The following is an 11361-nucleotide window of genomic DNA, read 5'->3' as shown; positions in this document are numbered from 1 at the left end:
AAGCAGTCAGTCTTTAGGAACGAGCTCTAGTCCATAGGAACGACGAGTATGTCGACAGGAGAAGAGTCTATCAATTGCTTCGAGTGCGAGATGATCTTATGCCAAAAATCATGATGGTGACCACAGAGCATCAGGTCAATGTTGTGCGCTTTTACGGTGTCTTTGAGCTTGTCATTCAAATCACCCGTACCCACAAAGATGTGCTGAACCGGCTGTTTAGCGTAAGCCTCAAACTCTCTTAGTTGTTTTATGGCATCTTCATTGACAGGTAGGTCATTCTCATTTTCTTGAATATCAACGAGTTCTGGGTAGATTTCTCCGTGAGTACCGTCGATATAAACAAATGAAAGTTCCGTTTCTAGTTTGTTCGTGAAGAAGGTTGCTCTATCAATGAGTATTTTTGAGTCATCAGACATTTCAAGTGCGACCAGAATATGTCGGTATTCCATAATTAAAGCCTCTTGTTATTAGTGATGTTACAAGCATAGTTTCTCTCTAAGTAAATGATATCGAAGAGGTCTCATATTGCGTAAAATCATCATTCAAAGATCTTCTAAGTACTCTCGTATTTATATCGCTTTGATTGATAAGAAATTTACAAAAGGTTGTTATAGTGACTTGAGTCCGAGCTTTAGTCTTTTTGCCATTAGATAAGTTCGACAGTCCAACGCGCCATTAACGAAGAGGCATCAATGACAGCATTACTTACCATTCCCACTCGCACATTAGGCTTCGACTACGATATTGAGATCAGTGATTGGTCACAAAAGCTCGTGGGCTTTCATGTGTTTGAAGATGGTAGACGCCCGCTCGATGGTGGTATTGGTTTAAGCCTCAACCTCGTTGAACAGTTTGATGTAAATGGTCGTTGGTTAGATTCGTTGCCTGCTCGTTATCGTGAAATCACCGATGATTTTCCAGAGTATCAATATCAAATGCTTTGGTTAGCTGCAAACACTTATGAGGCAGCTCAACTGCTTGAATTAAGGCCGGTTATCTTGGCGTTAATCTGCATGAAACACAGTGTTGATAACAAGAAAGCGTTGGAACTGAGTCGTTTAGGGCAAAAGAAGATCTTAGCTAAACTCGGCTTAGACGGCAGTAAAGCGACGCTCAAGTTTATCGACAAGTTAGAGCTACATTATAACGTCGGTGACGAGCTTGACCACATTGTGCGAATTCTTGAACCGCTGCAAAGACGTGTTCTTAAATTCAAGCACTATTCCAAAGTTGGCTACACAGCGCTTCGTTTGGACCAAGTTCATCCATTTCTAACCGGCAGTCGATTGGGCATTGCGATGGTGGAAGAGGGCAGGCTTAATGCGCCTTCAAAAATGGCAATGTTCCAAGATGCGATATTGTTAGGACTAGATTTGGAGATGGATGATCCATTACGCGCTATTACCAGTCAAAATTCCTTTGCTATGTTTGAGCAACTGCATGATAGATGGACAGAACAGCGTCAGTTACGCCGTCTAGAAGGAAATCGGCCTGTGGACATGGACATCCCTTATCCAGTTCCTTTACTTGGTAATGACAACATTCATCCGCTTACTGACTACTACGACCTTGAACAAGAAGGCGTGGAACAAAAACACTGCATTGGCGTTTATCATAATCGAATCATGAGCGATCGCTATGTGGTATTCCGTATGTTCAAACCTCAGCGTTTAACCATAGGTTTACGTCGTGTCCCGAGCAAAGCGTTTCCGTTTGAAATCGACCAAATCTGCGGCAAACGAAATGCACCGCCATCGGAGTCCGCTCGCCAAGTCATTCACGATTGGCTAGAACTGAGTAAGCAAAAGTATCCTAAACAATAGTCGTTGAACTAGAAGGAATAACAGGATGTATCAACAAGGCGATTTATGCCCGCATTGTGGTTTGATTATTGTGATGCCAACAGATTTGCAAGCCGAATGCTTAGGGTGTGGCGAAGAGATCAATCAAGACCCTGCAGACGATTACGACGAAGAAGAGTAACTTTATCTACACTGATATAAATCAAGGCTAGGATGGCCGTATTAACCCTTCGAAGGATGGAAAGACATGCAGAAAGTAATCTTTAGAAATTGCGATGAAAGTTCGCCATATTGGAGTGAATTAGAGCGCTTGTTTCAAAGTGAATGGTCGGATTTCAAGTTTAAAGATACCTATAAAGACTGCGTACAACTCCCTCCAGTAATAGTAGTGCTTCGCGATAATGTGGTAATTGGTGGCTTGGCATATTCCCATTTTCAGGAACCTCATCAAGTAAGAGATGTGGTTTGGGTCAATGCTGTTTATGTTGATGCTCAATGGCGAGGCCAAGGTATTGCAAGTGAATTGATTAATCGTGGTGTAAAACAGGTTTCTTCTACAGTACAAACTCAACTGTACGTGTACACCAATGTAATGGAACTCTACCAAGGGTTAGGTTGGTCAGTCGTCGATATCGAATCAGAAGCAAACCATAAAGTGATGAGTATAGAGCTTATTCGATAAGCTCAGAGCAAAGCCGACTATTAGGTTATCTACCTATCGAGTATTGAACCTATCTCTTTATCAACAAATTGTAATCCTGTTAAATTTTCGTTTGAAATGATACCTATATCGCCTTTAAATCAAACAACTCGCTGTTGATTAAAACGATCACTACGATTTATTGCAGCAGTTGTTGAGCACAAAGCCTATATTGACTAGAATGGCGCACTTTTTTTATTTACGTACATACAGGTAATGAACATGAGCGATACTAATTCAAAACCAGCTTTACCAGATCATCTAGCAGGTAACCCACGCAGCCCACACCACGTGGCTGAGTGTTTCGAATACCCAATCGGTATTCGTCTAAATGGTAAAGAGCGTACTGATGTTGAAGAATACTGCATCAGCGAAGGTTGGGTTAAGATCCCTTCTCCAAAAGCGCTAGACCGCCGTGGTCAGCCAATGCTTATTACTCTAAAAGGCTCTGTAGAAGCTTTTTACATCGAAGAATAATCGCTTTGTGTGACTAGCTAATGCTTCGTGTAGTTAGCAAATGTTTTGTCTAATTAGCCAACATAAAGTCACTAAGAGTTATTACTTGAAAGGGTCTAGAGAAATCTAGGCCCTTTTTGTTTGCATTAATGTTGGCGAACTTGTCGACGTCTACTATGCATACGTAGGAATAATGCGTTTACTGCTGGTTGATTTATGTTCGCTCGCTCGTTTTGGGTTGATTAACGTTCGAAATTACTGCTGATAAATTAACCTATCAAAAACAAAAATATGAAGCGTAGTCTAATTAAATGAAACTAAAGTGCTGTATTTAAGGTTATTTTTTGTTAATGGCTATCTCTATCACAGAAAATAATCCTGAAGCACATACAATTCCCAGGCTTTCGAATGAGCGCTATACTTTTTTCGTTCGAGCATTTTATTTCTATCGCCCAATACACATGAGGTTCCTATGTTTGGAATATTCAAACCTATGGCGCATATCGATCGCTTATCTACCGATAAGATCGATAGCACCTACACACGATTACGATGGCAGCTTTTTCTCGGCATCTTTGTTGGCTATGCGGGTTATTACTTAGTTCGCAAAAACTTCAGTTTGGCGATGCCATACCTGATTGAGCAAGGGTACAGTCGAGGAGAGTTAGGGATTGCTTTAGCCGCAGTATCCATCGCTTACGGTTTATCTAAGTTTTTAATGGGAAGCGTTTCTGATCGTTCAAATCCCCGTTATTTCCTAAGCGGTGGCTTGTTAATGTCTGCACTGGTGATGTTTTGCTTCGGCTTCATGCCATGGGCAACAGGCAGTATCACTGCAATGTTTATTCTATTGTTCTTGAATGGTTGGTTCCAAGGAATGGGCTGGCCAGCTTGTGGACGAACCATGGTTCACTGGTGGTCACGCAAAGAGCGTGGTGAGATCGTATCGGTATGGAACGTTGCTCACAACGTGGGTGGCGGCTTGATTGGCCCAATGTTCTTATTGGGACTGTGGGCTTTTAACGATGATTGGCGAACCGCTTTTTATGTTCCTGCATTTTTTGCCACTCTCGTTGCTATTTTTGTTTGGTTCACCGTAAGAGATACACCTCAATCTTGTGGCTTACCACCGATTGAAGAACACAAAGACGATTACCCAGACGACTACGACACGTCCCATGAGAAAGAAATGACGGCGAAAGAGATCTTCTTTAAGTACGTTTTCTCTAACAAGTTACTGTGGTCAATCGCGATTGCTAACGCGTTTGTTTACCTTATCCGCTATGGCGTACTCGATTGGGCTCCAGTTTACTTAAAAGAAGCAAAAGACTTCTCAGTAGATAAATCGTCTTGGGCTTACTTCCTGTATGAGTGGGCAGGTATTCCTGGAACGCTACTGTGTGGTTGGATTTCAGATAAGTTGTTTAAGGGCCGACGCGCACCAGCAGGGATCCTGTTCATGGTTCTCGTTACTGTCGCTGTATTAGTGTACTGGCTAAATCCGGCAGGTAACCCAACGGTTGATATGCTGGCACTTATCGCGATTGGTTTCCTTATCTATGGACCAGTAATGCTAATTGGTTTGTATGCACTTGAACTTGCACCTAAGAAAGCGGCAGGTACGGCTGCAGGTCTTACTGGCTTGTTTGGTTACTTAGGTGGCGCAGTTGCTGCCAATGCAGTGCTTGGTTTCATGGTTGACCATTACGGCTGGGATGGCGGCTTCATTATCTTGGTCGGTGCTTGTGTTGCTTCAATAATTTGTCTGCTTTATGCCTTCTTAGGAGAGCGTGAACACCATAAACAAAAAGAACTTGAACAACAGAAAGAAGCATTAACTCAGTAGTTCATTAACTGGACAACGTCATACTAATAAACAACAGAGGCAGGTATATCCTGCTTCTGTTTTATCAAGGGAAACAATAATGAAAACAACGTCACTGTCTCTGACTTTATTAGCACTTAGCTTATCTGCAAATGCGTTCGCCGATCCTTTAGTGATTGCGCATCGCGGTGCGTCTGGCTATTTACCCGAGCATACATTACCGGCTAAAGCACTCGCTTACGCAATGAAACCTGACTATATCGAACAAGATGTAGTGATGACCAAAGATGACCAATTGGTGGTTTTGCATGATCACTATTTAGATCGCGTCACTGATGTTGCTGACCGCTTTCCAGACCGTGCACGAGCAGATGGCCGCTATTACGCGATTGATTTTACGCTTGCCGAGATCAAATCATTAAAAGTGACTGAAGGCTTTAACTTAGATGACCAAGGTAATCGAGTGGCAGGGTTCCCAACACGCTTCCCTATGTGGCAGTCTGATTTTCGTGTCGCTACATTTGCAGAAGAGATCGAGCTGATCCAAGGCCTAAACAAGACCTTAGGTTATGACGTGGGTATCTATCCAGAGATTAAAGCACCTTGGTTCCATCGTCACGAAGGCAAAGATATCTCTAAAGCTGTGCTTGCCACCTTGCAGCAATATGGGTATCTATCGAAAGACGACAAGGTGTACTTGCAGTGTTTCGATGCCAATGAACTTCAACGCATCAATGATGAACTTATGCCAGCGATGGAAATGGATCTTAAGCTCGTTCAGTTGATGGCTTATACAGATTGGAATGAAACCATGACGTACCAAGGTGACAAAGCAATGCCGTACAGTTATGACTGGATGTTTGAGAAGGGCGGAATGGCAAAAGTCGCTAGCTATGCTGATGGCATTGGCCCATGGAAACCTATGCTGGTGGACGATGCATCGACCAAAGATAACATCATTATTAAACCATTGATGAAGTCAGCAAAAGACGCTGGCTTAGACGTTCACCCGTACACGTTCCGTGCTGATCCAGGAAGAATCCCAGCTTATGCTGATAACTTTGATGGCATGTTGGATGTCTTCTACAACCAAGTCAAAGTCGATGGTGTGTTTACCGACTTTCCGGACAAAGCGGTCGACTTCTTAAAACGTTAATTTCCTGCTCAGTTACGAGGTACTAGTAACGAGATACGAAGAGCTAAAAGCACAGCCTAAAGGCGCTTTTAGCTCTTTTTACTTCTTGGCTCTTCTTGTACTGGCCTCGAAATCCTACCCATACTCTTCTTTCTCAGCCCACATTTTGATATTCACTCGGTTTACAGCAATAACCTGACTTGATAGGTTACTCCCAATGCAGCCAGATGCTTAATCTATAAGTATTTATCGGCTCAACCTAATATTGAACTTGGAAAGATCATGGAAGAAAGAAGTAAAGCTTATCTTGATAGGTACCTCAACACATTGCCAGCAGACGTTGCCTCGCAATACACCTCCTTTAGTGCTGATTATTACTGCGCCGACGAGTACAACGCCAACCTTTGCGCGCAGTTGATTTTAAAAGGTGAAAAACAGGCTTCCTGCGGCCTTGAACACTGGTATACCTATGAAGGCGAGACGAGACCCATAGTGGGTCACTTACAAGTCGTCACCGATTGGGATGGTGAGCCTGTCTGTATTGTTGAGATCACGTCGGTGTCGTCGTGCAAATACAACGAAGTGAGTGCGGAGTTTGCTGCTGCAGAAGGCGAGGGTGACAAAACACTAGAATGGTGGAGAAAAGCTCACTGGAACTTCTTCTCTCGTGAATGTGAAGAACTCAAGATCTCACCAAGTGAAGACATGTTACTTATGTTAGAGCGTTTCAAAGTGGTTTATCAACAGTGATCTCCCCAGTGAGTGCCATGTTGAATCTCGAGGCATGGCACTTTAGTCTTCGTTTGAACAATACAAGATAACTAACAATCACAAGGAGAGTGATGTGAAAATAGCGATATTGGATGACTACCAGAACGTTGTTAAAGACCTCGATTGCTTCAACAAACTCGAACAACACGGTGTCACTGTATTTACCGAGACTTACTCAGAGCAAGAGCTCGTCGCTAAGTTGGTCTCGTTTGAAGCCATTGTGCTCATTCGTGAAAGAACCGAGATCACCGAATCTTTGTTATCACAACTCCCCAACCTCAAGCTGATTAGCCAGACGGGCAAAGTGAGCAACCATATCGACCCGCAAATGTGCGAACGATTTGGTGTTACCGTTTTAGAAGGTCGAGGCTCGCCTGTTGCGCCCTCCGAGCTATGTTGGGCGTTGATTATGACTGCATCGCGCCACATTCCGACTTATGCTTCAAACCTTAAACAGAACCAGTGGCAGGATTCTGGCTCATTAGGGTTAGGTCGAACTTTGAAGGACTTGAAGCTAGGTATTTGGGGCTACGGAAAAATCGGAAAATGCATTGCGCAATACGCCCAAGCATTTGGGATGTCTGTCGTAGTGTGGGGGAGCCAAGCTTCACGCGATCAAGCACAAGCAGATGGCTTCGAAGCAGCAGCAACCAAACAAGACTTCTTTCGAGAAGTTGATGTTCTTTCTTTGCATTTGCGTTTGAATGATGTCACCAGAGGATGTGTTACGGCACACGACCTTAGCTTGATGAAACCGAACTCACTGTTTGTGAACATCAGCCGTGCCGAGTTAGTCGAACCGATGGCCTTGTATCATGAACTACGCGAGGTAGCGACCAAAACTGCCGCTATTGATGTGTTCGATTGTGAGCCAGTAACAATAGACACCGAACCGCTATTGTCCTTACCAAACGTCACAGCGACTCCACATTTGGGCTATGTTGAACAAAATAGCTACGAACTCTACTTCGATATCGCTTTCGACAACATTCTGTCCAATCAAAGAGATGGCCTATAAAGGCGCGATGATTAATGCAGGAGGCAAGATGACAAAGCTAATCGAATTAACAGAAGTAGTCTTATTCGACTGGGGCAATACGCTGATGGTCGATTTCCCCGACGCACAAGGGAAGATGTGTGACTGGGAAACCGTACAAGAAGTGAGTGGTGCTCGTGTATTACTGGCTGAACTCTCCAAAAATCATCAAGTCTATGTTGCCACCAATGCCGGTGATTCAAGTAAAAACGACATCATTCGAGCCTTTGAGCGTGTTGGCCTGTCTCAATATATCTTGGGTTACTTTTGTAAGGCGAGCATTGGCTTTTCTAAGTTCGAACCGGAGTTCTATCCCGCCATCATTTCTAAGCTCGGTGTTGAACCACAACACATCACAATGGTGGGTGACACCCTAAAGAAAGACATTTACCCAGCACTTGAAGCGGGTTTGCAAGCGGTGTGGTTGAATACGGAAGGAGTTGAGCTTAAGTCAGAGCATCCGAATGTCATGCAAGTTCAATCCCTAAGCGAACTGTTGGAGAAGCGCGATTAACTACCTGATATCAAGTTCAGATAAAGCGCTTGTCCTTTTTGACGCCAACTTCTCATCTCTTTGTTATTTAATCCTCTAAGCTAAGTCTAGTTTCCACTATGAGGGCTAGGCTATGAATATCGAACGTCACGGAATATCGGTTGGAATTGAACGTGTTAGTGGTGAAACCATTGTTGTGTTTAAAGCGAAAGGTAAACTCACACATGATGACTATCAAGCAATGATGCCAATTCTAAATACCACGCTAGAAGAACTCGATTCATCCGAACTCAAGATGCTTGTCGACATCTCCACTTTAACGGGATGGGAGTTGCGTGCTGCATGGGATGATTTCAAATTGGGATTAGAGCTCAATTCGAAGATAGACAAAATCGCGATTTATGGTGATAAAAGCTGGCAAGAATTCGCTTCAAAAGTAGGGGGCTGGTTTGTGTCCGGTGAGATAAAGTCATTCGAAGAGCATGACTCTGCGCTTCAGTGGCTAGTCGATTGATACTCTTCGCGGGCAGCTAGAGAGTAGTTCGTAAACATCGCCAATGACAGTTGATGAGCATTGTCTCAAACGCTGTCATTTTTCGTTTTGGTTATGATATTTCCTATTCGATTCAATAGAGCATATTCATTCCAGCGTGTAACATACGCAGGCTTGGTTTGGTCGTGACTAGTAGCGCGGCCAGATTCAGTAAAAACGAGAATTAAAACAAAAATAAGGTCTAACGACATGCATAAGGTAATTGATAAGCTGGCTTGGATATTCATCAAAGACGGCAAGTTGTTGATGGTGAGATCAAAAGGCAAAGAACTGTTCTACCTACCGGGTGGTAAGCGTGAAACTGGCGAAAGTGATGAGCAAGCACTGGTTCGCGAAATCAAAGAAGAGATCTCAGTAGATTTAGTGCCTGATTCCATCAAATACGTTGAAACGTTCACAGGCCAAGCTGATGGCAAAGCGGAAGGCGTATCGGTGCAATTGACTTGTTATCTTGCTGATTATACTGGCGAATTGTCTCCAGATGCCGAAATTGAAGAGCTTAAGTTTGTGGATGGCAACGACAGAGCGGTATGTTCATTGGCAGCACTGGTTGCGCTTGATTGGTTAGAAGCGAACCAGTATTTACCACTTATCAGTAAATAATGGTTCGTTAATACAAAACGACTGTTTAGTCAGGATCTTTATAGATCAGTGCTTATGAAAAGCTTGAAGGGCGACTGTCTTTCATCAGAATGTCGAGTTTTCTTTGAGCTTTTTTCGTATCTTGTAGATCCACCACCTCAATCATTTCACACTCATCTCGTACCATCTCATTAATTAGGCTGGGGTAGTGTCTGCAATCTTCTGGTCGGTCTAAGTAAATACTACAGGTGTACTTGGCTTGAGCCTTGGTGTCTTTCGTCGGAACTAGCTCCAGAAAAGGGCAGCGAGTTAAACGTTCGCCAGATTCAGGGTCAAACCATATCTCGCTTCCTCGAACATATTCAAAGATGTCTGGGTTGAACAACTCCCACAAATCAATCTCTTCTTGCGTTGCGGCAAGGTCACCATCTCCGTATTTGATACAGCATTTCCCGCATTGATTACAATTTTTCATTAGTGACTTCATTGGTTGGTGAGCTTTTGTCATTTTACCACTGATAGGCGTGGCACGTTGACTTTGTTGTTCATGGTTAAACCGTTTCGGGAAGGGAGCCTAGAACAGAAGTGCTAAATATGACTTTTACAACCTAACACCACTCCAATCAAGGCTGTAAACAGTGATACAATTTGCGCCTAGCAAGTTATTAAAACAAAGGTATAAAAATGAGAACCGTATACACCACCGAAGGCGATATCAACGCAAAGAAACAGAAAGACGCTTACCCAAAGTTGGCGCTATGTGATAACTGCGTTCGAGATTATGTGGTGATTGCTCAAGGCGAACGTACCTACAAGCCATGCGCAAAATGTGGTGCTGACGATTAATGCGCCTTGATAAATACCTATGTAAAAGCACTGACCTAACCAAGCCTGAAGCGATTGAACACATCCATAATGGCGAGGTGAACGTAAACAATAAAACAGTCACCGATGAATCGACTCAGGTTCACGAAAGCAACACCATCTTGTTAAATGGGACGCTTCTTAAGTTGCGAGAATTTCGATACCTTTTAATGCACAAGCCAGCGGGTACTATTTGCTCCAATATCGATGAGGTTTATCCTTCGCTGTTCAACTACATCGAGGTAGACAAAGCATCAGAACTGCACATCGCAGGGCGCTTAGATGCAGACACAACAGGCTTAGTCTTGATTACCGATGATGGGCGCTGGTCATTCAATATCACGCTGCCAACCAAGTCATGTAAGAAGGTCTATCACGTGACATTGTCACGAGATATCAAAGACGATGTCGCTGACAAGTTCAAAGCGGGCATTCAATTGCAAGGCGAGCAAAAACTGACGCGTCCGGCAGAGCTCGAAGTTATTACCAGTAAAGAAGTGCTGTTGACCATTACAGAGGGTAAGTTTCATCAAGTAAAACGAATGTTTGCCGCGGTAGGGAATCGAGTTGTTGGCCTTCACCGTGAACAGATTGGTGATGTTCGTTTAGATGTTGAAGCAGGCCAGTGGCGTTATTTAACCCAAGCCGAAGTCGACTCATTTCAGCAGGGTTCTGAGTAATCGTTTAACCACTAGAAGCGTAAAGCGTGTCAGCACCAGAACATCAACACTATAAGGATGTAGGATGGAAAACCTAAAAGTCTCAGAAATTAAGTCTTTCGTACCCGCGAGAGACTTCGTTTTATCCAAGCGTTTTTACCAGTCAATCGGCTTCGAAGTGATGTCTGAATTTCACGATATCGCCTATCTGCGTCACGGCAGTTGTGCGTTCCTTCTGCAAAACTTTTATGAACCTGCGCACTGTCACAATTACATGATGCACTTGCTGGTTGAAGACGTAAAAAGTTGGTATCAACACATCCAAAACTCTAATGTAGTGTCGGAATTTGAAGTTACTGTTTCCGAGGTTGTTGAGCAGCCTTGGGGAATGCTAGAGTTTTGTATCACTGACCCAAGTGGTGTGCTGTGGCGTGTGGCTGAAAACATCAGGCCGCGTTAATTCCTCCAACTTGCATTGAGGCCAG

At 43.6% G+C, this 11361-nt stretch carries 16 protein-coding genes; 14 read left to right on the top strand and 2 right to left on the bottom strand.

The annotated features are described in order from the left end of the window. Positions 1-26 precede the first annotated feature (26 nt). Positions 27-449 (bottom strand): universal stress protein, encoded by a 423-nt coding sequence (locus L3V35_RS07370; protein ID WP_237299096.1) that lies wholly within the window; start codon positions 447-449, stop codon positions 27-29. Positions 450-692: 243 nt separating this feature from the next. Between L3V35_RS07370 and L3V35_RS07365 the strand changes: the two genes are divergently transcribed. The 11 genes from L3V35_RS07365 (at position 693) to L3V35_RS07320 (ending at position 9374) form a co-directional block, all read left to right on the top strand. After that, a complete protein-coding gene (locus L3V35_RS07365; RefSeq protein ID WP_237299095.1) occupies positions 693-1823 on the top strand; it encodes a PcfJ domain-containing protein in 1131 nt (376 codons plus the stop codon). A gap of 25 nt (positions 1824-1848) precedes the next feature. Next, on the top strand, positions 1849-1983 hold the full coding sequence (locus tag L3V35_RS25455) for a hypothetical protein (protein ID WP_261875693.1): 135 nt from the start codon (positions 1849-1851) through the stop codon (positions 1981-1983). Between the two features lie 66 nt (positions 1984-2049). Continuing rightward, positions 2050-2484 carry a GNAT family N-acetyltransferase gene (locus L3V35_RS07360; RefSeq protein WP_237299093.1) on the top strand — a complete coding sequence of 145 codons (435 nt, stop codon included), beginning with the start codon at positions 2050-2052 and terminating at the stop codon, positions 2482-2484. Positions 2485-2724: 240 nt separating this feature from the next. Next, entirely contained in the window at positions 2725-2979 is a 255-nt protein-coding gene (locus tag L3V35_RS07355) for a DUF3297 family protein (RefSeq protein ID WP_004733911.1), read from the top strand. A gap of 451 nt (positions 2980-3430) precedes the next feature. Continuing rightward, a complete protein-coding gene (gene glpT / locus L3V35_RS07350) occupies positions 3431-4804 on the top strand; it encodes a glycerol-3-phosphate transporter (protein ID WP_114633484.1) in 1374 nt (457 codons plus the stop codon). A 79-nt stretch (positions 4805-4883) separates the two neighbouring features. Then, entirely contained in the window at positions 4884-5939 is a 1056-nt protein-coding gene (glpQ, locus tag L3V35_RS07345) for a glycerophosphodiester phosphodiesterase (protein ID WP_237299091.1), read from the top strand. 261 nt (positions 5940-6200) lie between these two features. Continuing rightward, the gene (locus L3V35_RS07340) at positions 6201-6668 is read left to right on the top strand and encodes an ASCH domain-containing protein (RefSeq protein ID WP_102442728.1); all 468 of its coding nucleotides are present in this window, start codon (positions 6201-6203) and stop codon (positions 6666-6668) included. 94 nt (positions 6669-6762) lie between these two features. Continuing rightward, positions 6763-7707, top strand: coding sequence for a D-2-hydroxyacid dehydrogenase family protein (locus L3V35_RS07335; RefSeq protein WP_237299089.1), 945 nt, complete (start codon positions 6763-6765; stop codon positions 7705-7707). 28 nt (positions 7708-7735) lie between these two features. Then, positions 7736-8239: an HAD family hydrolase gene (locus L3V35_RS07330; RefSeq protein ID WP_237299088.1), complete on the top strand. Its 504-nt coding sequence runs from the start codon at positions 7736-7738 to the stop codon at positions 8237-8239. Between the two features lie 112 nt (positions 8240-8351). After that, on the top strand, positions 8352-8732 hold the full coding sequence (locus L3V35_RS07325; protein ID WP_146454522.1) for an STAS/SEC14 domain-containing protein: 381 nt from the start codon (positions 8352-8354) through the stop codon (positions 8730-8732). Between the two features lie 228 nt (positions 8733-8960). Beyond that, complete coding sequence (locus L3V35_RS07320; protein ID WP_237299086.1) at positions 8961-9374, top strand: NUDIX domain-containing protein; 414 nt, start codon at positions 8961-8963, stop codon at positions 9372-9374. Between the two features lie 52 nt (positions 9375-9426). Here the strand turns inward: L3V35_RS07320 and L3V35_RS07315 are convergent, their stop codons facing one another. Next, positions 9427-9828: a YkgJ family cysteine cluster protein gene (locus tag L3V35_RS07315; RefSeq protein WP_054546373.1), complete on the bottom strand. Its 402-nt coding sequence runs from the start codon at positions 9826-9828 to the stop codon at positions 9427-9429. Positions 9829-10037: 209 nt separating this feature from the next. Here L3V35_RS07315 and L3V35_RS07310 point away from each other — a divergent pair, with 209 nt between their 5' ends. From L3V35_RS07310 to L3V35_RS07300, 3 genes are all read left to right on the top strand, one after another. After that, positions 10038-10199, top strand: coding sequence for a hypothetical protein (locus L3V35_RS07310; protein WP_012604036.1), 162 nt, complete (start codon positions 10038-10040; stop codon positions 10197-10199). Then, entirely contained in the window at positions 10199-10897 is a 699-nt protein-coding gene (locus tag L3V35_RS07305; protein WP_237299084.1) for a pseudouridine synthase, read from the top strand. The genes L3V35_RS07310 and L3V35_RS07305 overlap by 1 nt, the downstream gene beginning before the upstream one ends. A 64-nt stretch (positions 10898-10961) precedes the next feature. Beyond that, positions 10962-11336, top strand: coding sequence for a VOC family protein (locus L3V35_RS07300; protein ID WP_017078093.1), 375 nt, complete (start codon positions 10962-10964; stop codon positions 11334-11336). Positions 11337-11361: the final 25 nt, after the last annotated feature.

Source organism: Vibrio sp. L5-1, assembly GCF_021728315.1.
GTDB lineage: Bacteria > Pseudomonadota > Gammaproteobacteria > Enterobacterales > Vibrionaceae > Vibrio > Vibrio splendidus_K.
This window is presented reverse-complemented; position numbering and strand designations above follow the sequence as displayed.